This is a genomic window from Gilliamella sp. wkB7 (genome assembly GCF_001693435.1).
In the GTDB taxonomy this organism is placed as follows: Bacteria; Pseudomonadota; Gammaproteobacteria; order Enterobacterales; family Orbaceae; genus Gilliamella; species Gilliamella apicola_N.
The window spans coordinates 1,068,447-1,093,436 of sequence record NZ_CM004509.1 but is presented as its reverse complement, the minus strand read 5'-3'; the positions used below and the strand labels follow the sequence as shown (position 1 = coordinate 1,093,436).

Sequence of the window (24,990 nt, the reverse complement as noted above, 5' to 3'; positions counted from 1 at the left end):
TAAAAAGAGAGTATAAATTCAAAATTTAACCTGAGCGTCAAAATAGGAAGGAGTAAAATATCATGGCTTATAAACATATATTAGTCGCAGTGGATTTATCACCTGAAAGTGAAGTTCTTGTCGAAAAAGCGGTCTCTATGGCAAGGCCATATAATGCTCAAATCTCTTTGATTCATGTTGGTATTAACTATTCTGATCTATATACAGGATTAGTTGATATTAATATGAATGATATGAAAGACAAAATCACAGAAGATGCGCACATTGCTTTAAATAAACTGGCTGATGATGCTGGATATCCTATTGCGCACACACTTTCAGGAAATGGTGAGTTTGGTCAAGTATTGATTGAAGCGATTCACGAATATGGCGCTGATCTTGTTGTGTGTGGTCATCATCAGGATTTTTGGAGTAAGTTAATGTCTTCTGCACGTCAATTAATCAATAATACTCATATTGATACATTGATTGTTCCATTGAAAGACGAAGAACCATCAGAAGAACTTGCTAAATGAAATTTAAATATTAGCCCGCTTTTTTAGCGGGTTTTTTATAAGAGTTGTTTTGCATTATTGTCAAGAAGTTTCAGGTTAACTATACGTTTAAGTAAAATTATGTATTTACCACTTTTTGCATAATTATCATATTGATTATGAGAATATACTCGTATCTATATTATCTTTAAGCCTATAAGGAGTTTTACTATGAATATTGCTTTAGTTACTGGCGCTTCCTCTGGATTTGGACAAGCTATTTGCTGCAAGCTAATAGCCGATGGCTATAAAGTTATTGGTGTCGCTAGGCGAACCGATAAACTACAGAAAATAGCTGATGAATTAGGTTCAAATTTCTTACCATTGTCTTTAGATGTAACAAAAAAAGATGCGGTGGAATCAATTTTGTTACAACTTCCTAAAGAGTTCCAACCAATTGATATTTTAATTAATAATGCCGGATTAGCTTTAGGATTAGAGCCAGCATACCAAGCAGACTATAATGATTGGGAAACCATGATTGAAACCAATATAATAGGCTTAGTACATTTAACTCACCAAATTTTGCCAGGAATGGTCGAACGTAATTTTGGATATATTATTAACCTTGGTTCAGTAGCTGGTAGTTATGCTTATAAAGGCGGTAATGTTTATGGTGCATCGAAAGCATTTGTTAAGCAGTTTAGTGCAAATTTACGAACAGATCTTTTAGGAAAAAAAATTAGAGTTACCAATATTGAGCCTGGTTTGTGTGGTGGTACAGAATTTTCAAATGTACGGTTTCATGGAAATGATGAACAAGCGGCGGAAGTATATAAAGGCGTAGATTATATCACGCCCGAAGATATAGCAAATACCGTATCTTGGTTAGTTAATACACCAACGCACTTTAATGTTAACTCAATTGAGATAATGCCTGTTGCACAAGCTTCAGCCGGATTATCTGTTTGCAAGGATTTATAATAATAAACTTATTAAGTATTAATTGGCATATGCTGTTTATTAAAAGTAAAAAACTATGTTTAATAAACAAAATACACTTGCACTTCTGCTGACGGGTTGCTATCCTTTCATCTTGTGATTTTGATTGGGGTTTATTGCAATGACATTTTCTGAAGTAACGAAAACATTTGCGACAAGTTTGCCGGGTACGGATAGCTATGTAAAACTACGCAAGGCAATGAGAGCATTAATTCAAGAAGATCCGAAAAATGCATCGGTCTATTTTTTGATCTTTGGATTTGCCCGTACTTATGTCATGTTATATGAAGATCAGGAAGTATCACCGCAGTTTGCCGAAGACAATCAAAAATTAATGTTGTCGTACCTCAATATTCTTGATGAAGCATTAAATAAACAAGATGCGCAAAGTATATATCAAGCTTTGAATAAAGTTGTTAATGAGTACGAAAACAGCAAAAAAGTTTTTTAGAATTACAGCCTGACATGAAAATGTCGGGCTGTTTTGTTTAGAGTTTAAGTGAAAAAGTTTTAGGAAAAATAATGATTATTTCAATCCGTATGACAGGCATTATTGGCACCTTAGGTACTATTACGCGATCTAGGGCGGGTTGATTTTTCCCAAAAAATATAAAAAACCCGCCCCTAAAAGGCGGGTTTTTTTATTGTGTAATAAATATTTTTATTAAAATTTAACTATAGTTTGAAAATAAAATTATAACTAATGTTATAACACTAAAGGGTTTTCATAATACCTATCGATGTAAAAAAGTCGAATAATTGTATTTTGAATCGTAATGGCATAAATAAAAAAGATAAGTAAGGTGTGATATGAAAGTTTTAAAATTTGGAGGAACATCTGTTGCTAACGCAGAACGTTTTTTGCGAGTAGCAGAGATAATTGAAAATAATGCTAAACAAGAACAAACAGCGACTGTTTTATCAGCACCTGCTAAAATCACTAATCATTTAGTTGCAATGGTTGAAAAAACAGTTGCCGGACAAGAAATCAAAAACAATATTTATGATGCGGAAAAAATTTTTGCTGATTTATTAGCGGGGCTTGCAAAAGTACAACCTAATTTTGCTTATGAAGAAATGAAACGTTTTGCGTTAAATGAATTAAATCATATTAAGCAATTGCTGGAAGGAATTCGCTTATTAGGTCAATGCCCAGATAGTATTAATGCATCAATTATTTGTCGTGGTGAAAAACTGTCAATTACTATTATGCAAGAGCTGCTTAAGGCGAAAGGTCACACCATTACCGTAATTGATCCTGTTGCAATGCTTATTGCGGAAGGTGGCTACTTAGAATCTACGGTTGATATTCCCGAATCAAGTCATCGAATTGCACAGATGTGCATTCCACAGCAAAATATTATTTTAATGCCTGGGTTTACAGCGGGTAATGACAAAGGGGAGTTGGTTGTACTTGGTCGTAATGGTTCTGATTATTCGGCTGCTGTTCTTGCTGCTTGTTTAAGAGCCAATAGCTGTGAAATTTGGACCGATGTTGATGGTGTTTACACTTGTGATCCTCGCACTGTTCCTGATGCTAAATTACTAAAAACTATGTCATATCAAGAAGCGATGGAACTTTCTTATTTTGGCGCTAAAGTTCTTCATCCTAGAACTATTTTACCTATTGCACAGTTCCAAATTCCATGTTTAATAAAAAATACCAATAACCCTGATGCACCAGGTACACTTATTGGCGCCAATGTTGTTGATTCAACCACTCCTGTAAAAGGGATTACTAATTTAAATAATATGGCGATGATTAATGTTTCTGGTCCTGGTCTAAAAGGCATGGTTGGTATGTCGGCTCGGGTTTTTTCGGCGATGTCTTACGCAGGTATATCTGTTGTTCTTATTACACAATCATCATCTGAATACAGTATCAGTTTTTGTGTACCACAATCTGAACTTTATCGTGCAGAAGAAGCTTTAAGTGATGAATTCTTCTTAGAATTAAAAGATGGATTACTTGAACCGATTGAAATTATTGAAAGACTGGCTATTATCTCAGTTGTGGGCGATGGTATGCGCACATTACGTGGATTATCAGCTAATTTCTTTACTGCATTAGCTAGAGCAAATATTAACATTGTCGCTATTGCACAAGGATCATCTGAACGTTCAATTTCAGTTGTGGTTGATAATGATGTTGCGGTAATGGGCGTTCGAGTTGCTCATCAAATGCTATTTGGAACAGATAAAATGCTTGATGTCTTTGTAATTGGTGTTGGTGGTGTAGGTGGCGCACTTGTCGATCAAATTGGTCGCCAACAAAAATGGCTTAAAAATAAACAGATTGATTTACGGGTATGCGGTTTATTTAATTCAAAACATAGCGTGCTTAATCGAGATGGTATTATTCTTGATAATTGGCGTGAACAAATCAAACAGAGCGAAATGAAATACACATTAGATAGTATTATTGAATTTGCCAAAAATAACCGACTGCTAAACCCAATTTTAGTCGATTGTACTTCAAGTAGCGAAATATCCGACAAATATGCTGACTTTTTAGCTAATGGTTTCCATGTGGTTACTCCAAATAAAAAAGCAAATACCAGCTCTATGGCCTATTATTTACGCTTACGCCAAGAAGCTGCAAAAAGTAAACGCAAATTCCTATATGATACCAATGTAGGTGCAGGCTTACCGGTAATTGAAAACTTACAAAATTTATTAAATGCGGGTGATGAGCTTATTAAATTTTCAGGGATATTATCAGGTTCGCTTTCTTTCATTTTCGGTAAGCTTGATGAAGGAATGTCATTGTCTGAAGCAACTAAACTAGCTAAAGAGAAAGGTTTTACTGAGCCAGATCCTCGAGATGATTTATCTGGAACAGATGTTGCTAGAAAATTACTTATTTTAGCGCGAGAAGCTGGATTACAGCTTGAACTTGATCAAATTAATGTTGAATCTGTTTTACCCGCTGAATATTCCCAAGGCAATATTGATGAGTTTATGACTAAATTACCGCAATTAGATGCTGAATTTAAAGCAAAATCTGAACAAGCAGCCAAAAACGGGAAAGTATTACGATATGTTGGTAGTATCGAAAATAATCAATGTAGTGTTAAAATTGAAGCAGTTGATAGTGAAGACCCTCTTTATAAAGTTAAGAATGGCGAAAATGCTTTAGCATTTTATACTCGTTATTATCAACCAATCCCATTAGTACTACGTGGTTATGGAGCGGGTAATGATGTGACTGCTGCGGGTGTTTTTGCTGATATTTTACGCACTACATCAGGTAAAATCGGAGGTTAAATGAGTCATAAATCTTTAACAGTATATGCGCCAGCATCAATGGCGAATATCAGTGTTGGTTTTGATATTTTAGGTGCTGCCATTAATCCGATTAGTGGTGTGATGTTGGGTGATCTGATCACAGTTGAAACCGCAACAGAATTCTCTCTTACTTGTAAAGGAATATTTGTTCAGAAGTTACCACGCGATCCTAAATACAATATTGTATATCAATGCTGGCAGCGTTTTTGTGAAGCGATGGGTAAAACCCTTCCAGTTAGTATGACACTTGAAAAAAATATGCCTATTGGTTCAGGATTAGGATCCAGTGCATGTTCAGTAGTAGGTGCATTGGTTGCTTTAAATGAATTTTTTGATAAGCCATTTAGTGAGTTTGAAATGCTTTCTATGATGGGAGAACTTGAAGGTCGGATTTCTGGAAGCGTCCATTACGATAATGTTGCACCCTGTTATTTGGGAGGAATGCAACTTATCCTTGATGAAATGGGAATTATTAGTGAATCCATTCCACATTTTGACAATTGGTATTGGGTGATGGCCTATCCAGGTATAAAGGTATCGACAGCTCAAGCACGAGCTATTTTGCCTGCACAATATCAGAAAGCGGACTGCGTCGCTCATGGTCGGTATGTTGGTGGTTTTATTCACGCTTGTTATACAAATCAACCAAAACTTGCCGCTACAATGCTGCGCGATAATATTGCAGAACCTTATCGTAAACAACTATTACCTAACTTTGATGAAACGCAAAATCGGGTAAAACAACTTGGTGCTCTAGCATCGGGTATTTCAGGTTCAGGACCGACAATGTTTGTCATTGCTGACAAACTTGAAACTGCGCAGCAAATTGAGTTGCTATTGAAAAATTGCTATTTACAAAATGAGGAAGGTTTTACGCATATTTGTAAGATAGACAAACAAGGCACAAGAGTTATATAACCCTATCTACGATAGAAAGCTTGAAAGTTTCCAAAGCTTTATCGATAGGTCAACAAATGACTAACAGATAAAGTAAACAATATAAGCATAAAGATAATCGGAAAATATTATGAAATTGTACAACTTAAAAGATCACTCACAGCAAGTTAGCTTTGCACAAGCAGTACAACAAGGATTAGGAAGAGGACAAGGTCTATTTTTTCCTCAAGATTTACCAAAATTTTCGCTTAATGAAATTGATGCATTATTAAAATTAGATTTTGTCAGTCGTAGTGCCAAGATCTTATCTGCTTTTATTGGTGATGAAATTGGTGATACCGATATGCATAGATTGGTAAAAAATGCATTTCAGTTTCCTGCTCCAGTCAAATCAGTAGAAAAAGATATAGGTTCATTAGAGTTATACCATGGCCCAACATTAGCCTTTAAAGATTTTGGTGGTCGCTTTATGGCTCAGGCTTTGGTGCAAGTTGCGGCTGATAAACAAATTACGATTCTAACTGCGACATCTGGCGATACTGGAGCAGCGGTTGCTCATGCATTTTATCATTTACCGAATATTCGAGTAGTGATTTTATATCCTGAAGGAAAAATCAGCCCATTACAAGAAAAGCTATTTTGTACGCTTGGCGATAATATTCATACTATAGCGATACAAAGTGATTTTGATGCTTGCCAAGCGTTAGTTAAAAAGGCATTTGATGATGAAGATTTAAAAACAGCCATTGGCTTAAATTCAGCTAATTCTATTAATATCAGTCGATTATTAGCACAAATTTGTTACTATTTTGAAGCTTTCGCTCAGTTAACTCCAGCACAACGTGAACAATTAGTGATTTCGGTACCAAGTGGCAATTTTGGTGACTTAACAGCTGGTCTACTTGCTAAGACAATGGGATTACCAATTAAACGTTTCATTGCTGCAACTAATGCCAATGATACTGTGCCACGCTATTTGGAAACAGGTAAGTGGGAACCTCATGCAACGGTAGCAACGCTATCCAATGCTATGGATGTTAGCCAACCTAATAATTGGCCTCGAATTGAAGAGATTTATAAAAGAGAAGGGTGGGCGCTTAAATCACTGGGTCATGCTGCGGTCTCTGATGAAGTATCCAAACAGACGGTGCGGGAACTTGACAAAAAAGGTTACCTTTCTGAACCCCATGGTGCAATTGCTTATCGTGCACTACGTGATCAGTTACAAGAAGGGGAATACGGATTATTTTTAGGTACTGCACATCCAGCTAAATTTAAAGAAGTGGTAGAAGACATTCTTGGTAAATCAATTCCTCTACCGAAAGCACTCGCAGAACGCGCGGATATGACATTACTTTCCCATTATATGCCAGATGATTTTGCTAAATTGCGTGATTTTTTAATCAAATTAGATTGGTAAATCTTTATTTCCGTCGCTAATTTGGCGACGGAATTTTTGTTTTATTATTTTTTATTAACCTAATCTATTGGATTATTGTTTAGTTTTATTATAATTGATGAGTCCTTAATACCTTTCTAATATTAATATTGAAGCTAAAAATTTTTCCTTAATAGTTTAGATTAGGTAATGCCAATTTCGACTTACCACGAGTTTTTTTATTTTAAAAAAAATTATGATCTTATGTGTCTGCGTATTTTTCGTTTCTGTTGATGTGTTTACTGTCAATTATTATTGTTGATCTAGGTTATAATTATTTAATTTTTTTACTTTATTCTTTCTAATTCCTCTTATTATACAGCCTTAAAACTATAACTAAAAAAGTTGCAACTTTTATACATTTACCAATGTTATAGCATAGTGGCAATAAATGTAATGATGCGAATAATAATGTATATATTCATTAATATAATAAAATTTTTTAATAAATTAATGAAGATTATTTCTTAATTTTAGTTATGTTTAAAATGAATAGAATCATAAAATTATTAATGTAACAACCATTCATTATTGAAACCTTGTTTTAATTGATATTTTCAGCTATTGTAGTGTTAATTGTGACATTATTAGGATAATTTTATGCACTGTCCGTTTTGTAATGCTGATGATACCAAGGTGATTGATTCACGTCTTGTTGGTGAGGGTTTTCAAGTTCGTCGTCGTCGACAATGTGTAGAATGCAATGAACGTTTTACTACATTTGAAGTTGCTGAATTAATTATGCCTAATGTTATCAAAAGTAATAAAGTTCGTGAGCCGTTCAATGAAGATAAATTACGTAATGGTATAAAACGCGCATTAGAAAAGCGCCCAGTTGGTCTTGATGCAATTGAAGACGCAATTACGCGTATAAAATCAAAAATTAGAGCAACCGGTGAACGTGAAATACCAGCTAAACTTATTGGTAATTATGTTATTGAAGAACTAAAAGATCTAGATAAAGTTGCCTATATCCGTTTTGCTTCAGTCTATTTTAGTTTTCATGATATTGAGCAATTTAGTAACGAAATTGCTAAACTACAACAAAAATAATTACGTGATATGATTAGCGATAAAGATCAATTTTATATGCAGCAAGCAATTGAGCTTGCTAAACTCGGACGCTTTACTACTCCTCCCAATCCCAATGTCGGTTGTGTTATTGTTAAAGATGATCAGATAATTGGCAAAGGTTATCATCAAAAAGCTGGTGAACCTCATGCAGAGGTTTATGCGCTAAAAATGGCTGGCAATAAGGCACAAGGAGCAACCGTTTATGTGACATTAGAACCATGTAGTCATTTTGGTCGAACCCCTCCCTGTGCTGATGCATTGATAAAAGCAGGGATAACTCGTGTTGTTGTTGCTATGCAAGACCCTAATCCCAATGTTGCGGGTAACGGTATTAAACGATTAAAAGATGCTGGAATTGAAGTTATTGTTGGTGTTTTATATGAACAAGCTGAAGCTATTAATAAAGGTTTTTTAAAATGTATGCGTACAGGCATACCTTATGTCCAACTTAAACTCGCTTCCTCGTTAGATGGTAAAATTGCTATGGCATCAGGCGAAAGTAAATGGATCACTTCAAGTACAGCAAGACAAGATGTACAACAATATCGAGCTCAAGCTAGTTGTATTTTAAGTACCCGAGCAACGGTTCAAGCTGATAATGCAAGTTTAACGGTTAGATATAGCGAATTACCTAATGAGATTAGAAAAATCTATTCGCCAGAAAATATTCGACAACCGATTCGCGTTATCATAGACAGTCAAAATCGATTAACAGGGGATGAAAATATTTTCAGTCAATCTGGTGAGACATGGATCGTGCGTAAACAAAATATCCCAATTATTAAACCAAATACCAAGTTGATGATTGAATCTTCATCTCAAAATTACATAGATCTAGTCGAATTATTAAAGCAATTAGGTAAAAATCAGATTAATTCTGTTTGGGTTGAAGCGGGGGCACATCTTGCTGGTGCGTTGATTGAACAAGATTTAGTTGATGAACTCATTATTTATTATGCGCCTAAATTGCTAGGTCATAATGCAAAAGATTTATGTGTATTACCTAATCTTAAAAAATTATCCTTAGCACCTCAATTTCAATTTGAATCCGTAAAAGCAATAGGTGATGATTTAAGGATTATTTTAAAAAGAAAGTAAACTTCTATCTTGATCATAGTTCAATAAGATGAAAACTGGAAATAGAAAAGCGATTTAATTGATATGTATGATAAAACAAAATTTAGTATGCTCAATATTGATGATTTTTTTAGTTCAGAACAATATCAAACTATTGAAGATTTCAGCTATGCTGATGTCCAAGGAATACTAAAAGGTGGTTATCAAATTGAATTTTTTTATATTTTAGATCATGTTGAGGTATTATCAATTCAAGAAGTTATGGATAACACTTTTTTAATTGATAAAGCTAATCAAATTTTAAGTTACCTTGGTTTTGATTTTAAGATTGGTCAACCGTTTGAGTTAACTGATGAATTTAACCATAATTATAGATTTAAAGATGGTAGTTATAATAAAGATTATATGCTTTATTATTACGATTTTGAAGACATGTTAATTGTTCTAGGTATTACTTGGGAAGGCATTTTAGTCTCGTTTGAAATGGTTAACAATAAAACAATTATCAATAATCGTCTGGAGTTTTTTATACCTAATATTCTTCGCATAGTTTAAAAACTAACTGTATTAACCGATTTAATTGATCAACCGTCAATCAGATAGAGGTAAACTCCCATGAGTTCAGATCATTTTTTCTCATGGGATAATGATATTAGTTTCCTTGAAGGATTGTTAATAAGTCTTCTGTTTTCTTAACTGATTGAATTCGATCTATTGTATCTTCAGCAATAACCGCTCGCGTTAATTGCCGTAAAATATCTAAATGCTCATTATTTTTAGCTGCTATACCGACTATGACATAAGCAATATTATTATCTTTATCCCATTTTATGCCTTGAGGATAATATATTACTTTCAAACCAGTTTCAATGACACTATTTCGTTTGTCTGTAGTACCATGTGGAATGGCAATACCGTTACCCAAAAATGTGGAAATTTGTGCATCACGGTCTAACATGGCTTGAGTATAGTCATCTTTGACTAAACCAGATTTAATCATGTTTTCTGCTACAGCTTGAATTGCTTCTGATTTAGAATAATATCCATTAATGATTGAAATATCATCGGCTGTTAATTTTAAATTGCTCATTTTATTTCCTTATTGATTTAGATAAATAGAATATTAAATGATATATCAACTGGTTAATTATTTAGGTGTTTTAGTCGCTAATTGTTGGTTTTGATGAATACGCAATAAACCTAACAATATTGCTCCAACTAATGCTCCAGTAAAAATACAACCGACCCATAAAAATGGTTTATTGACTAACGGAAGTACTAAGAAACCCCCATGAGGTGCAGGTACTTGTATCTGACTAATAAATGTTAATACTGATGCGATAGCTGAAGATAACATCATAATAGGAATTACGCGCAGTGGATCTTTTGCTGCGAATGGAATGGCTCCTTCGGTGATATGGGTTGCTCCTAAAATATAATTTACTACACCTGCGGCACGTTCTTCTTCAGTAAAAGCCTTACCTCGAAAAATAGTAGTGGAAAAAGCGATAACAAAAGGAGGAACAATACAAGCAGCCGAAACACCCGCCATAAAGTAGAAGTTGCCCTCACCTAATAACATCGTACCTGTTACATAGGCAGCTTTATTAACAGGTCCACCAAAGTCGAATGAACACATTGCTCCAATAACCATACCAAGTAAAACAGGATTAGCAGATTGTAATGACTCGAGGAATGATTTCATTGCATTGTTAATATCTGCTATTGGACCACCCAGTAAGAACATACCAGCGCCAATTACAAATACACCAATTAATGGCATAATAAATATTGATTTAAGGCCTTCAAATGAACGAGGTAGTCCGTCAAGTAATTTTTTGACAAAAAGCATCAAATAACCAGCAGCAAAGCCAGCTATGATGCCGCCTAAGAATCCTGCACCAGTAACATTGGCTATTAATCCGCCAACAAACCCAGCAACCATCGCAGGCCTTCCGCCTATTGAGTAAGCAATAAAACCAGTAAAGATTGGTACCATTATGCCAAATGCTTGTCCACCTATTTTCATCAATAACGCTGCAAACTCATTGTATTGAGCATTATTGGGATCGGCAGAATAGATTCCCCATAAAAATGATAAAGCAATCAATACCCCACCAGCTACCACAAAAGGCAACATGTTTGATACACCACTCATTAAATGTTTATAGATTTGACGTCCAATCGACTCTTTTACTACAATTTGATTTGCTGATGTCGTGTTAGTAGTACTATTTTGCGCCCCTTTACGAATAGGAATCGTTCCAGAAGTAATTTGTTCAATTAATGTTGCAGCTTTATGAATACCATCTTTAACGGGAACTTCAATAACAGGTAATCCATTAAATCGATCGGGATTGACGTCTTTATCTGCTGCGATAATCACGCCAATGGCATTTGCAATATCAGCATCAGTAATAGCATTATCAACACCTCCAGCACCATTTGTTTCAACTTTTATTTCTATTCCTGCTTTTTGGGCTGCAGTTTTCAACGCTTCTTCTGCCATATAAGTATGGGCAATGCCTGTTGGGCATCCTGTAACGGCTAATATTTTCTTCATAACATTCCCCTTTTATTTAATTTTGGTTACTGCTAGTTTGTCCATATAGACGTAGATTTTATCAAGTAAACCTAAGCCATCTGATTCGGCAACATTAGCGCCCGTTGCGGAAGCCTTTTTCATTGCATTCTCAATATTTCCTTGTTCTGGTAACCACTCGCTTAAAAAAGCTGCCAGTGATGCATCACCCGCACAAGCAGAGCTAACCAATTTGATTGTAACGGCATCGCAAAACCAAATGTGTTGCCTATTTGAAAAATAGAGACCTTTAGATCCCATCGTTAATAAAATATTTTGAGCACCGAATGAGTGCACTGTTTCTATAGCTGCAATGACTTGTTCAATTGTTTGGGTTTTTAATCCAAAAATATCATTTAATTCATCATCATTTGGTTTAATTAACAAAGGATGATAAGTGAGTAATTGTTTTAATTTTGGATGGCTGATATCTAAAATAACTTGTATATTCTGTTTATGACATAACTCTATAATAGATTGGTAATAATCAGATTCAATATTATTTGGTAAACTACCACTAATGACCAAATAACTATTTTTTTCAAGATTACGGATAATATTTAGCATTTCTGCCTTTTTGTTATCTGGAACAAAGGGTCCTTTACCAACTAATTTATATTCTTTCTGTCCATCATTAATAAAAACATTAATACGTGTGATATCGTCAATAAAGCAAGGCATTGTTTGAATTTGCATCTTAGTTAATTCTTCAACGATATATTTACCGGTAAATCCTCCAAAAAATCCTAATGCACACGTTGGTTTGTTAAATTTATGCAACACTATTGAAACATTGACTGCTTTGCCATTTGGACTGTATTCAGTATGTGATGTACGATTGACAGAATATGGAATTAATCCTTGGCAATGTATATTCATATCAATCGCAGTATTAAGTGTTAATGTATAGATCATTATATTGGCCTCTACAATTTACCTGCACATCCACAAGTAGTGATAATTTTTTTAACAATCTCTTTCATTGCCGCTTTTGCGGGTTTCATATAATGACGAGGATCATTAGCATCTGGATGCTCAATAAAATATTCTTTTAATGCATCAGAAAAAGCGATTTTCAATTCTGTTGCTACATTGACTTTACATATACCCCGTTTAATACATTCACGAACATCTTTATCAGGAACACCTGAAGCGCCATGTAGTACCAGTGGAATATCTACCATAGAACGGATCTCTGATAAACGCTCAAAATCAAGTTTTGGTTCAGATTTATAAAGCCCATGAGCTGTGCCTATTGCAATTGCAAGTGAATCAATACCTGTCTTTTCAATAAAATCTACCGCTTGTTTTGGATTTGTATATAAGGCATCTTTAACATCGACCATTAGATCATCTTCTATACCACCAAGGCGTCCTAGTTCTGCTTCAACACTGACATCATAACGGTGAGCATATTCAACAATTTGTTTTACGATGGCAATATTCTCTTCATATGGAAAATGTGAACCATCGATCATTACCGATCTTATGCCAGCGTTAATTTTGTAAGCGATATCGTTATATTCTTCATGATGATCTAGATGCACAGCTAAAGGAATATTGTGTTTTTTCGATAACTCTTCAGCAATGGCGATGATATTTTCCGTACCAGCATAACTATAGGTACCAGGTGTACCAGCTAAGATAACTGGAGACTGTAATTCAGAAACTGTTTCAACAACAACTTGTATCGTTTCTAAATTATGGATATTAAAGGCAGGAACAGCATAATGTTCTTTTTGTGCTTTTTTTAACATGTTATTACTGGAAATGATAGACATGTGTTTTCTCCTTAAATTTCTATAAATTTTAAAATACATTAATTTTCGAATTGAAAGTTATTGATGAAAATTATGATTGCAAAACGAAAGTTATACTAGTGTTAATAAAGTGAGAAAGATCACAAAAATGGATTTTAATATTCAAAAAATAATAAATTTGTTGCCAAAATTTAGTTTTGGCGGTTAACTATTTACTACCTAGATTAGGTAGTAAGAACAATATAATTATTCTTGATTTTTTTAAAGAATTAAGTAATTATTCGATCAATTGATATTGACCACTAGTATGATAAATTTTATTATCTTTGTTTTAATAATTATCAGTTATATAGGAAGTAAAATTTGGCTAGAGCGTCTTCAGCCCTACTAAAACGACGATTAGATATTGCCGAAATCGTACGCAAACAAGGTGAAGTAAAAGTGGATAAGTTATCTGACATGCTTCGAGTCTCGAATGTTACGATTCGACAAGATTTAACTTATTTGGAACAACAAGGATATCTAAAACGTTCTTTTGGGGGAGCGATTTATATTTCACCTGAGAATTTGATTAATCATACAACTATTGAGCCACTAAATTACACTAATATAGGTATGGAAAGAGGTGAAATAGATTTAGTAAAAAATTGTTTAAACTATATTAATGATGGCGATACTCTTTTTTTAAGTCATGGTAATTTGATTCGAAAACTTATTCCTTTTTTGCATAACAAAAAGTCATTAAGATTGATTATGAATGACATTAATAACGCTCAATTAGTTAAAGAATTTTCTGATGCAGAAGTTATTCTTGTTGGGGGTGTTTTACAAGATGGAAATACTCTTCAAAATAGTAATACATTAACTCCTATTCTTAATCAATTTCATATTTCGCATTTCATTTTTGAACTAGCAGCTATTAATGATAATAATCATTTGATTATTGAAAATAGTGAACAACAAAATACTTATCAACAGATATTTAAAAATGCTGATCACACCATCGGTGTTTTGCCTCAACGATTTTTATTACCTGATAACTATAGTATTGGAAAATTAAAACATATGGATGTCGTAATATTATCAAAAGCAGCTGTTACTGAATATCATCAACAATTAATAGATTCAGATTTTAAGCAACGTGCTATAAACAAATACTGCATAACTTATCACAATTCAAAGGTAATTTAATATGCAATTTAAAATTTGTACTATTGGAGAATTACTTGTTGAGTTTTTAGCAAAAAAGCAAAATCAACGTTTTGATCAAACTGGTGAATTTATTGGGCCTTTCCCAAGTGGCGCACCTGCAATATTTGCCGATCAAGTAGCTAAATTAGGTTTTCCTGTCATTTTTTTTAGCTGTATAGGTAAAGATCCCTTTGGCAATATGTGTATTAAGCGACTTAAGCAAGATGGGGTTATTATTGATGGTATTACTACTCATAATAAGGCGAATACCGGTAGTGCTTTTGTAACTTATAAAGGTTCAAATGATAGAGACTTTATTTTCAATATTCCTAATAGTGCATGTGGTTTACTCTCGTTCAATCATATCAATGAGAACTTATTAAAAGACTGTAATCATTTACATGTTATGGGCTCATCACTATATTCTTTTCGGGCAATTGATGCGATGCGTAAAGCACTTGATATCATTAAAAGTAAGGGTGGTACAATTTCGTTCGATCCTAATTTACGCAAGGAGATGTTTAATATTCAAGAGATGGAGCAATCTTTTGACTATATTATGGAATATACTGATATATTTTTACCAAGTGAGAGTGAAGTCAGTTATTTTGCTAGTAGTAACGATGAAAGTGAAGATCAAACAATGTTTGCATTGCTCAATAAGGGTATTAAACACATTGTGGTAAAAAAAGGTAGTAAAGGTGCTAATTATTATGGTCGAGACGATAACAATAATTTATTAACATTGCATGTTGACGGCTTTATTACAACACCGGTTGATCCAACTGGCGCGGGAGATTGTTTTGGTGCGACATTTATCAGTCTGATGTTAGCAGGGTATTCAGTTGAGCAGGCATTGCAATATGCTAATGCAAGTGGTGCGTTAGCGGTATCGAAAACAGGCCCAATGGAAGGAACTTCTACATTTGCTGAATTAAAACAATTTATAGCTAAATATGAGCAATAAATGAAAGTATTGTATTATTAAAAAAGAAATTTAGGTAAAAAAATCCCAATAACAAAGTTATTGGGAAAACATAAGGAATAGGAAAACAATGAAATAAATGCATTGTCGGGCGTTAGTATGCACTTTTTTTCCAAAAATGTATGTAAAAATAACTAAATTATTAATTAAATGGTTAGTATTTATATTGTTAAATAAATGTAAAACACAAAAGGCTTTTTAATAACTTTAAATTTATTAGATAATTATTCATAAAAATATTTCTAATAACGAATTTAAAAATAGTTTACCTCGTTCAGTTATTTGCCATCCCAGTTCATTTTCAATTAAATAATTCTGTTCAATAGCAAAATTAATTTGTTTGTTTACAGTCTGTAGAGGTAAAAAAGTTCGTTGCTCAAATTCATGTTTAGGTACAATTTCAAATAACCGAAAACGATTCATAAAAAATTCAAATGGTAATTCTTCTTTTGCAACAACATAAGATCTATCTAAATAACGTCCTTCCAAATAACCTCTAGGATGACGTGTTTTTATTGTACGAATAATCTCACCATTCGATCGCGTAATTTTGCCATGAGCTCCACAACCAATACCTAAATAATCGCCGAAACGCCAATAATTTAAATTATGTTGACATTGAAAATCTGGTTTAGCATAAGCTGAAGTTTCATATTGTTGGTATCCATGATCCGTTAATAATTGGTGACCTTGTTGATAAATTTCCCATAGATTATCGTCATCTGGTAATACTGGTGGTTTAGAACCAAATAATGTATTGGGCTCTATCGTTAATTGATACCATGATAAATGGGGAGGAGCAATTTCAATTGCTTGTTTTAAATCATATAAAGCATCATCCACACTTTGATTAGGTAAACCGTGCATTAAATCTAAATTAAAGCTACGTAAATTTAGGTTATGAGCAAGCGTACCTGCATTTATGGCTTCCTCTGGATTATGTATACGCCCTAAGTTTTTAAGTTTATTGGCTTGAAAACTTTGAACACCAATTGAAATTCGATTAATTCCTGCTTGTTGATAACCATTAAATCTATCCACATCAACAGAATTGGGGTTAGCTTCAATTGTGATTTCTGCATCCTTGTTTATCGGAATGATTTGGTTAACCTTTGTCAAAAGTTTAGCAATTAGTTCAGCAGAAAACAGGCTTGGTGTACCGCCACCAATGAAAATTGAGTGAATTGAACGATCAGAGCACAGAACAATATCTTGTTGCAGATCTTTAATCAAATTATCAACATACGCTTCATAATCAGGGATTTTTTTCACAGTATGTGAATTAAAATCACAATAAGGGCATTTTTGCACACACCATGGCATATGAATATATAGGCTTATTGGGATTTTATACTGAAACATATACATTTCCTGAAACTTTTTGACAAATAATAAATGATGATTTAATGAGTGCGGGGGTATATTACTCTAATTAACTAAAAAAAGCTTATTTACGTTATATCGTTTTTATAATGCGCTCAAAAAGCGTAAAATCAATACCAGTATTTAAATTAATTTTTTAGACATTGATCGTCGATCAAGTTAAATATAGGAGTCAATATGAATATTTATAAACAAATTTTAGCTAGTACTACAGAATCAAAATTATTAAGCTCATCTGTAAAACAGACAAAATTTGGTGAATTACCTATTTTAGTTATTCAACATAAAAGTTGCTATGCTGCTGTTAGTTTGCAAGGTGCACATTTATTATTCTGGCAACCTTCAACTGAGCAGACGCCTGTTATTTGGTTAAGTAAACAATCAAAATTTGAAAAAGGTATCGCAATTCGTGGCGGTGTGCCAGTTTGTTGGCCTTGGTTTGGACCTTTAGGCACACCTTCTCATGGCTTTGCTCGTATTGTTGAATGGACTTTAGACTCATGTAACGAAGATGATAACGGTGTCGATCTTGTATTGGTACTCTCTAATAATCAACAAATAAAACCTTATTTTGACAAACCGTTTAATGTGTCTTTAAAGATCCATTTAGGTAATACTTGCGAGGTGACTTTGAGCTGCTCAGGCGACTTTGAAGCAACCAGTGCACTGCATACTTATTTTGGCATTGACAATATTAGTCATGTTGTTGTTAGTGGATTAGGTGATACTTATCAAGACCGACTTACTGTTGAAAATAAACCAGTTACTGTTGGTCAAATGACTTTTAATCAAGAAGTTGATCGTATTTATACAAATGCCAATACTGAAATAACTATTAATGATAATGTTCGAACTATTAAGCTTACCACTACTAATGCAAGTGATGTTGTTACTTGGAATCCATGGATAGATAAAGCTAAAGCAATGGCTGATTTTGGTGATGATGAATATCAATCTATGGTTTGCGTTGAAGCAGGACGTATCAATAAACCGTTAAAATTGTCACTAAATGAACAATCAAATTATGGTTTCAAGATAGAATTGATTTAATTATTTTTTGATTATAGTTGTACACGCAATCAATATGATACAAAGTCGATAGTATTATTTGATTGCGTTTAATCGGATTAAACTTTATAATCGCTAGCGCTTTTTAAAGCACCTATTTTATAGCCAACTACTGGGTCGCCTGTAATTGGTTTTTATTTTAAAATAATTAAGAGAAATGAAAATGTTTAAACTTAAAGCAGAAGTTAGAAAAGAGCATGGTAAGGGTGCGAGCCGCCGCCTGCGTCACGCTGGTAAATTCCCAGCTATTATTTATGGTGGAACTGAACCTGCAATCTCTGTTGTGCTTGATCACAACCAAGTCTTCAATATGCAAGAAAAACCAGAATTTTATTCTGAAGTTTTAACTATTGAAGTTGATGGTAAAGCCGTTAAAGCGAAAGTGCAGGCGGTACAACGTCACCCGTTCAAGCCAAAACTAGTTCATATGGATTTTGTTCGCGTATAATTATATTTTAATTGGATATTATCCAATCAAAGATTTAAGATAAAGGTCACCTACATGGTGACCTTTTATTTTAGAAAAAATAAGGCAAATGCCTATTATTATGATTTACCCCATTAACTAGGTATACATAGGTAATACAACAGAATAGAATAAAGTATATTCTACCACCTTAGGAGAGAACCATGTCTGATATCCCAGCTTGCAATTTAGTTATTTTCGGTGCTAAAGGGGATTTGACAAGACGCAAATTATTACCGTCTTTATATCAATTAGAAAAATATGGAAAATTGCCAACACAGACCAAAATTTTAGGTGTCGGACGTGCAGATTGGGATCACGACGCTTATGTTGAAGTTGCGAAAGATGCATTAACCACCTTTATGTCAGAACCATTGGATGAAAATATTTGGCAAAGATTTAGCCAAAGGCTTAACTTTCATAAATTGGATGTTAATAATCTTTCAGGTTTTAATGTACTCAAAAATGAGCTTGATCAAACTCGACCTACTATTTTTTATTTTGCGATGCATCCAGGGGCTTTTGGTACTATTTGTCAAGGTCTAGCTGAAGCTGGATTAAATCAAGATCAGAATCGAATCGTCATGGAAAAACCGCTGGGTACTGATTTACAATCATCGCGTGAAATCAATGATTCAGTGGCAAAATATTTCAGTGAATCACAAGTGTATCGTATTGACCATTATTTAGGTAAAGAATCCGTTCTAAATCTATTGGCATTACGTTTTGCTAATCCACTGTTTGCCTCATTTTGGGATAGAAATTCGATCGATCATGTGGAAATAACGGTAGCCGAACAAGTTGGTATTGAGGGTCGATGGGGATATTTTGATAAAGCTGGTCAAATGCGTGATATGGTGCAAAATCATTTATTACAAATTTTAACTATGATTGCTATGTCGCCACCTGCTAACCTAGAAGATAATAGCTTACGTAATGAAAAAATAGCAGTTCTTGATGCACTTAGACCAATAAATAAAACAAATATTCGTGAGAAAGTTGTAAGGGGGCAATATACGGCAGGATTTGTAAATGGTATTAATGTCCCTGGTTATTTAGAAGAAGATGGAGCAAATAAAGAGAGTAATACCGAAACATTTGTAGCCATTCGTGTTGATATTGATAACTGGCGCTGGGCTGGAGTACCTTTTTATTTGCGAACAGGTAAACGTTTACCAAGCAAATGCTCCGAAGTTGTTGTTTATTTTAAACCATTACCACTTAATTTATTTAGTGAATCTTATCCAGAGTTACCACAAAATAAATTAACCATTCGGTTGCAACCGGATGAGGGAATGGATATTGAAATTTTAAATAAAGTCCCAGGATTAGATAGTACGCATACGTTACAAACAACTAAGCTTGATCTCAGTTTTAATGAGGCTTTTCATCAACATCGTGCTGATGCTTATGAACGATTATTACTGGAGGTTATGCGAGGAAGACAAGCTCTATTCGTCCATCGTGATGAAGTCGAAGCCGCATGGAAATGGGTTGATTCGATTATTAGCGCTTGGGAATCAGACAAAGAGTCACCAAAAACTTATCAGGCAGGTACATGGGGGCCGGTTGCATCGGTTGCCTTAATCACTAAAGATGGGTATTCATGGCATGAATTTGAATAAAGGAAAATTAAATATGTTTACGTTAAACAAATATGAAAATAGTCAGTTGTTGATTAAAGATTTAACCTCACATATTGTTAATGCTTTAAAACAAGCAATTGAAAAAAAAGGTCATGCTTCTATTGCTGTTTCTGGAGGTAAAACACCTATTCCATTGTTTACCTTACTAAGTCAGCAAGATCTAGAATGGAATCGAGTTTTTATCACATTAGTTGATGATAGATGGGTTGATGATACTGATGATGCCAGTAATGAAAAATTAGTAATGACATACTTGTTACAAAATAAAGCAAAATTAGCTAATTTTATAGGACTAAAAAATAGTTATGACAATCCATTTGATGGAGCTGAACTTACCGACAAAATTTTAGATAAAGTACCAATGCCATTGGATGTAGTAATTTTAGGTATGGGAGAAGATGGTCATACAGCTTCATTATTTCCTGGTGCAGCTAATTTGCAAGCGGGCTTAGATATGAAATCAGGTCGTAAGGTTGTTGGTATGACTCCATTAACAGCTCCTCTTGATCGTATTACCTTGACTTTACCGACTATTTTGAATAGTACAAATATCTATTTGCATTTAGTTGGAGAAAGTAAAATGGCTGTATTAGAGCAAGCAGAAAATGGCGATGATGTTAATGAAATGCCAATTCGAGCCATTTTGCAGCAAAATAAAGTTAAAGTAACTGGATTTTGGTCAGCTTCCTAAATTACATAAGTTAGCCGACAAATGTCGGCTAATTATTTTCAGATAAATTAATCCTTTGTAATATTTTGTTAATTCTTATCATTACTAAAGCAAATATTTCTACTCATTTAGCCCCATATTGTTAATCGGTTTGTGTGATTTTTATACTCAAAAGTAGCATGAACATTCGAATGTTATCTTTAACACTTTGTTATTATTTAAAATAAAAACTTTGGTGATTTTTAGTTTATTTTTAAAAAATAAAATAGAACTGTGTTGTTAAACAATGAGAAATTAATTAATTAAATGCCTATTAATTTTGTGACTTTTGTGGTAAAAAGTGGGGTTAAGTGGCAAGAAAGTCATAATTATTTAACTAATTGATTATTAACAAATAAAAAATACTAAAAATTTATAACTAACGGTGCTTTTATGTTCAGCGGTGCAACTTCAGTCACTTTAGATAGTAAAGGGCGGATGGCTATTCCTACTCGCTACCGTGAATTTTTGTCTGAAGGTATGGTTTGTACTATTGGATTATACCATCCTTGTCTTACTCTTTACTCCATGTCTGAATGGAAAAGAATTGAGCAACAACTTTCGACACTTTCCACTGTGGTTGAGGCTGAACGTAGAGTTAAACGATTATTATTAGGTTATGCAATTGAGTGTCCAATGGATAATTCAGGCAGAATTTTGTTACCGCCAACGTTACGCACATATGCCAAACTAGAAAAACATATCATGTTTGTTGGACAATCTAATAAATTCGAGATTTGGGATGAAGTAATATGGTATCAACAAATTAGTGATGATATTGCAGCATTATCAACTGATATTGCAAATTTATCTGATAATTTGAAAAGTTTAACTATTTAACAAAGAGTAAAAAAATTAATGAGCTATCAACATACAACAGTTTTATTAAATGAAGCCGTAACAGCATTGAATATAAAAAAAAACGGCATTTATGTTGATGGAACTTTCGGTCGAGGTGGGCATTCTCGTCTGATACTAGAACAACTTGGAGAGCAAGGAAAGTTAATTGCTATTGATCGTGACGCGTTAGCACAACAAGCCGCAGCTGAAATAAAAGATCCTAGATTTACCTTTATTCGTGGAGAATTTTCTAATGTTTATCAATATATTGATGATTTAGGATTACTCGGTAAAGTTGATGGTTTTTTATTAGATCTTGGTGTCTCATCACCACAATTAGATGATCCTCAAAGGGGATTTTCATTTATGCGAGATGGCCCTCTTGATATGCGAATGAATAGTCATAAAGGTATGACTGCAAGTGAGTGGTTATTAACTAGCGATGAAGCTGATATTGCTTGGGTGCTAAAAACATTTGGGGAAGAAAAGTTTGCTAAACGTATTGCTCGGGCAATAGTTGAACAAAATAGAATTGCGCCAATAACTCGAACCTTAGAATTGGCGAATTTAATTGAAAAAGCCACACCTAAAAAAGATAAATATAAACATCCTGCAACTCGGAGTTTTCAAGCGATTCGTATTTATATCAATAGTGAATTGGAAGAAGTTGAACAGGCATTAAATAGTAGTTTGTCAGTACTGACCGATAAAGGTAGATTGGCAATAATTAGTTTTCATTCTTTAGAAGATAGAATAGTTAAACAGTTTATTAGTAAAAATAGCAAAGGACCAGAACTTCCTGCTGGATTACCACTAACAGAACAACAAATTAAACAATATGGTGGGGCTAAACTAAAAACACTTGGTAAAGTTAAGCCAAGTGCTGATGAGATTAACCACAACCCTCGTTCACGAAGTGCAATATTAAGGGTAGCTGAAAGGAAAAATGAATCGTAATCAAAGTAATGATTTTGATAACTTATATGCTGAAATCGATAGCCAAAAAAGGCCAAGAAATAGTCTATTTGGTCTAATTATTGGTGATCTGATTAAGAATCAAAAATTTTCATTACTATTACTAGTTCTTATAATTTTGTCGGCTGGTGCTGTATTAATCACAACTCAACAGGTTCGTAAACAGCTATTTGAACGTGAACAACTTTTATTAGAACAGGATGTCTTAGAGAGTGAATGGCGTAATTTAGTCATCGAAGAAAATGTACTTGCAGATCCGAAACGTGTTGAATATAGAGCAAAAAATCAATTAGGTATGTCTTATGTGACATCAGAAAATGAAACCGTTATTGTGATAAAGAGTAAATAATGAAACCTGTTAAAAAAAATAATAAAGATAAATCTAAAAAGGTTTTAAAGACTACTAAAGTAAATAAACTGAATAACAAAAAACAGTTTTTTACACCTAATCGTTTTTATGTTGTATATGGTTTTATTATCTTTGCTATTGTTTGTTTGATTATCCGAATGGCAATTTTGCAGATCATAGAACCTGATAAACTTATTGCAGAAGGTAATAAACGATCAATTCGACACCAAGAAATGGATGCGCCAAGAGCTATGATTACTGATCGTAATGGGCGAGCCTTAGCTGTAAGTGTACCAATGTTTGATGTGTGGGCTGATCCAAAAATTGTTGTACAAAAAGGCGGTGTAAAAGCTGATGATATAAGGTGGCAAGGGTTAGCAAAAACTCTGAATATTCCAATGTCAACGCTTGAGCAAAAACTGAGTAATCCGTCTATGCGTTTTGTTTATTTATCTAAACAAATAACACCGACAATCTCGAATTATTTAAAACAGTTAAAATTGCCAGGGATTTCCTTTGCAAAAACGTCAAAACGCTACTATCCAGCAGCAGAGAACATTGCTCAGCTTATTGGTTTAACGGATATTGATGAAAATGGTACAGAAAAAGGTGCTGAGGGTATCGAGAAAAGTTTTAATAAATGGTTAACGGGTGAATCAGGACAAAGAGTTATTAGACGTGATCGAGTAGGACGCGTCATTGAAGAAATAGAACGAACAGAGAGTGAAACAGCAGAAGATTTAGTATTAAGTATTGATGAACGGTTACAATCATTAGTTTATAGCGAGCTTAGTCAGGCTGTTGCATTTAATAAAGCCGATAGCGGTACTGCCGTTTTAATTGATGTACATACAGGTGAGATTTTAGCAATGGCTACTAGCCCATCTTATAATCCTAATAATCGATCATCAATTGATTATAATTTGCTACGTAATCGTGCTGTAACGGATGCATTTGAACCTGGTTCTACAGTAAAACCTTTGGTTGTAATGGCTGCGTTAGAGAAGAAAATCGCAGATTTGAATACTGTTATTGATACTAGACCTTTTTTAGTAAATCGTTACGAGATTAAAGATGTGTCATACCAAAAATCATTAAATTTAGCAGGTATTTTGGAAAAATCGAGTAACGTAGGTGTGAGTAAATTGGCTTTGCAAATGCAATCTGGCGAACTTGTTGAGTATTATAGTCGTTTCGGTTTAGGACAGCCAACAGGACTCGGACTAGGTGGGGAAGTCAATGGATCAATAGCTGCAGATAGAACCAGAAAATGGGCTGATATTGAAAGAGCAACATTTGCATTTGGATATGGATTAAGAGTGACACCGCTACAATTAGCAAGAGCCTATGCAACAATTGGTAGTTATGGAGTTTATCGACCTGTTTCTATTTTAAAAGTTAACCAACCTATCGAAGGTCAGCGAGTTGTACCAGAAAAAATAGCGAAAATAGTTGTTCAATTAATGGAAGCGGTAGCTGTTTCAGGTGGTGGGGCAAAAGCATCAGTGCCTGGTTATAGTGTCGGGGTTAAAACCGGTACTGCTAAAAAATTATCAAGTGGGCGCTATGTCAATCAATATTTGGCGTACACAGCAGGGATTGCACCAGCAACAAGACCAAAATATTCGTTGGTCGTAATTATTGATAATCCGAAAGCTGGTCAATATTACGGAGGTTCTGTTTCCGCCCCAGTTTTTAGCCGTATTATGGGGGGAGTACTTAGAACTATGAATGTTAAACCAGATCGGCAAGTAGACGGTCAAACGATTATTTATTAATAGGTGGTAA

The 24,990-nt window shown here is 34.0% G+C and carries 24 protein-coding genes; 19 read left to right on the top strand and 5 right to left on the bottom strand.

Going from position 1 to position 24,990, the window contains the following annotated elements:
- The first annotated feature begins 62 nt into the window (after positions 1-62).
- The 9 genes from uspA to A9G17_RS04680 all read left to right on the top strand — a co-directional run bounded on the left by uspA (position 63) and on the right by A9G17_RS04680 (position 9,804).
- Positions 63-515, top strand: a complete 453-nt coding sequence (gene uspA / locus A9G17_RS04720; protein WP_065602434.1) for a universal stress protein UspA — start codon at positions 63-65, stop codon at positions 513-515.
- A gap of 189 nt (positions 516-704) precedes the next feature.
- A complete protein-coding gene (locus A9G17_RS04715) occupies positions 705-1,457 on the top strand; it encodes an SDR family oxidoreductase (RefSeq protein WP_065737725.1) in 753 nt (250 codons plus the stop codon).
- A 139-nt stretch (positions 1,458-1,596) separates the two neighbouring features.
- Entirely contained in the window at positions 1,597-1,926 is a 330-nt protein-coding gene (locus tag A9G17_RS04710; RefSeq protein WP_025314694.1) for a hypothetical protein, read from the top strand.
- A gap of 359 nt (positions 1,927-2,285) precedes the next feature.
- Complete coding sequence (gene thrA, locus A9G17_RS04705; RefSeq protein ID WP_065737724.1) at positions 2,286-4,742, top strand: bifunctional aspartate kinase/homoserine dehydrogenase I; 2,457 nt, start codon at positions 2,286-2,288, stop codon at positions 4,740-4,742.
- Positions 4,743-5,681, top strand: a complete 939-nt coding sequence (gene thrB / locus A9G17_RS04700; RefSeq protein WP_065737723.1) for a homoserine kinase — start codon at positions 4,743-4,745, stop codon at positions 5,679-5,681.
- Between the two features lie 109 nt (positions 5,682-5,790).
- Complete coding sequence (gene thrC / locus A9G17_RS04695; protein WP_065737722.1) at positions 5,791-7,080, top strand: threonine synthase; 1,290 nt, start codon at positions 5,791-5,793, stop codon at positions 7,078-7,080.
- 618 nt (positions 7,081-7,698) lie between these two features.
- Positions 7,699-8,151, top strand: coding sequence for a transcriptional regulator NrdR (gene nrdR / locus A9G17_RS04690; RefSeq protein ID WP_039129891.1), 453 nt, complete (start codon positions 7,699-7,701; stop codon positions 8,149-8,151).
- Between the two features lie 9 nt (positions 8,152-8,160).
- Positions 8,161-9,270, top strand: coding sequence for a bifunctional diaminohydroxyphosphoribosylaminopyrimidine deaminase/5-amino-6-(5-phosphoribosylamino)uracil reductase RibD (ribD, locus tag A9G17_RS04685; RefSeq protein ID WP_065737721.1), 1,110 nt, complete (start codon positions 8,161-8,163; stop codon positions 9,268-9,270).
- A 63-nt stretch (positions 9,271-9,333) separates the two neighbouring features.
- Complete coding sequence (locus A9G17_RS04680) at positions 9,334-9,804, top strand: hypothetical protein (RefSeq protein ID WP_065737720.1); 471 nt, start codon at positions 9,334-9,336, stop codon at positions 9,802-9,804.
- A gap of 97 nt (positions 9,805-9,901) precedes the next feature.
- On the opposite strand, the gene A9G17_RS04675 is transcribed toward A9G17_RS04680, so the two are convergent.
- Genes A9G17_RS04675 through A9G17_RS04660 form a run of 4 tightly spaced genes read right to left on the bottom strand, consistent with a single transcriptional unit; the run spans position 9,902 to position 13,611 of the window.
- Complete coding sequence (locus tag A9G17_RS04675; RefSeq protein ID WP_065737719.1) at positions 9,902-10,339, bottom strand: PTS mannitol transporter subunit IIA; 438 nt, start codon at positions 10,337-10,339, stop codon at positions 9,902-9,904.
- A gap of 57 nt (positions 10,340-10,396) precedes the next feature.
- The gene (locus A9G17_RS04670; RefSeq protein ID WP_065737718.1) at positions 10,397-11,812 is read right to left on the bottom strand and encodes a PTS fructose transporter subunit IIC; all 1,416 of its coding nucleotides are present in this window, start codon (positions 11,810-11,812) and stop codon (positions 10,397-10,399) included.
- A gap of 12 nt (positions 11,813-11,824) precedes the next feature.
- Entirely contained in the window at positions 11,825-12,745 is a 921-nt protein-coding gene (gene pfkB / locus A9G17_RS04665) for a 1-phosphofructokinase (protein ID WP_065737717.1), read from the bottom strand.
- An 11-nt stretch (positions 12,746-12,756) separates the two neighbouring features.
- Positions 12,757-13,611, bottom strand: a complete 855-nt coding sequence (locus A9G17_RS04660; protein ID WP_065737716.1) for a tagatose bisphosphate family class II aldolase — start codon at positions 13,609-13,611, stop codon at positions 12,757-12,759.
- A 342-nt stretch (positions 13,612-13,953) separates the two neighbouring features.
- Here A9G17_RS04660 and A9G17_RS04655 point away from each other — a divergent pair, with 342 nt between their 5' ends.
- Positions 13,954-14,781: a DeoR/GlpR family DNA-binding transcription regulator gene (locus A9G17_RS04655; RefSeq protein WP_065737715.1), complete on the top strand. Its 828-nt coding sequence runs from the start codon at positions 13,954-13,956 to the stop codon at positions 14,779-14,781.
- A gap of 1 nt (position 14,782) precedes the next feature.
- A complete protein-coding gene (locus A9G17_RS04650; protein ID WP_065737714.1) occupies positions 14,783-15,748 on the top strand; it encodes a sugar kinase in 966 nt (321 codons plus the stop codon).
- A gap of 246 nt (positions 15,749-15,994) precedes the next feature.
- Here the strand turns inward: A9G17_RS04650 and hemW are convergent, their stop codons facing one another.
- The gene (gene hemW / locus A9G17_RS04645; RefSeq protein ID WP_065737713.1) at positions 15,995-17,128 is read right to left on the bottom strand and encodes a radical SAM family heme chaperone HemW; all 1,134 of its coding nucleotides are present in this window, start codon (positions 17,126-17,128) and stop codon (positions 15,995-15,997) included.
- A gap of 198 nt (positions 17,129-17,326) precedes the next feature.
- Here hemW and A9G17_RS04640 point away from each other — a divergent pair, with 198 nt between their 5' ends.
- The 8 genes from A9G17_RS04640 to ftsI all read left to right on the top strand — a co-directional run bounded on the left by A9G17_RS04640 (position 17,327) and on the right by ftsI (position 24,980).
- The gene (locus A9G17_RS04640) at positions 17,327-18,199 is read left to right on the top strand and encodes a D-hexose-6-phosphate mutarotase (protein ID WP_065737712.1); all 873 of its coding nucleotides are present in this window, start codon (positions 17,327-17,329) and stop codon (positions 18,197-18,199) included.
- 181 nt (positions 18,200-18,380) lie between these two features.
- Positions 18,381-18,665, top strand: coding sequence for a 50S ribosomal protein L25 (rplY, locus tag A9G17_RS04635; protein ID WP_039128225.1), 285 nt, complete (start codon positions 18,381-18,383; stop codon positions 18,663-18,665).
- A gap of 182 nt (positions 18,666-18,847) precedes the next feature.
- Complete coding sequence (gene zwf, locus A9G17_RS04630) at positions 18,848-20,308, top strand: glucose-6-phosphate dehydrogenase (protein ID WP_065737711.1); 1,461 nt, start codon at positions 18,848-18,850, stop codon at positions 20,306-20,308.
- A 13-nt stretch (positions 20,309-20,321) separates the two neighbouring features.
- Positions 20,322-21,020, top strand: coding sequence for a 6-phosphogluconolactonase (gene pgl, locus A9G17_RS04625; protein ID WP_065739086.1), 699 nt, complete (start codon positions 20,322-20,324; stop codon positions 21,018-21,020).
- A gap of 411 nt (positions 21,021-21,431) precedes the next feature.
- Entirely contained in the window at positions 21,432-21,878 is a 447-nt protein-coding gene (gene mraZ / locus A9G17_RS04620) for a division/cell wall cluster transcriptional repressor MraZ (RefSeq protein WP_065737710.1), read from the top strand.
- Positions 21,879-21,896: 18 nt separating this feature from the next.
- Positions 21,897-22,835 (top strand): 16S rRNA (cytosine(1402)-N(4))-methyltransferase RsmH, encoded by a 939-nt coding sequence (gene rsmH / locus A9G17_RS04615; RefSeq protein ID WP_065737709.1) that lies wholly within the window; start codon positions 21,897-21,899, stop codon positions 22,833-22,835.
- Positions 22,825-23,202: a cell division protein FtsL gene (ftsL, locus tag A9G17_RS04610; RefSeq protein WP_065737708.1), complete on the top strand. Its 378-nt coding sequence runs from the start codon at positions 22,825-22,827 to the stop codon at positions 23,200-23,202. The genes rsmH and ftsL overlap by 11 nt, the downstream gene beginning before the upstream one ends.
- Entirely contained in the window at positions 23,202-24,980 is a 1,779-nt protein-coding gene (ftsI, locus tag A9G17_RS04605) for a peptidoglycan glycosyltransferase FtsI (protein ID WP_065737707.1), read from the top strand. The genes ftsL and ftsI overlap by 1 nt, the downstream gene beginning before the upstream one ends.
- The last annotated feature ends 10 nt before the right edge of the window (positions 24,981-24,990 follow it).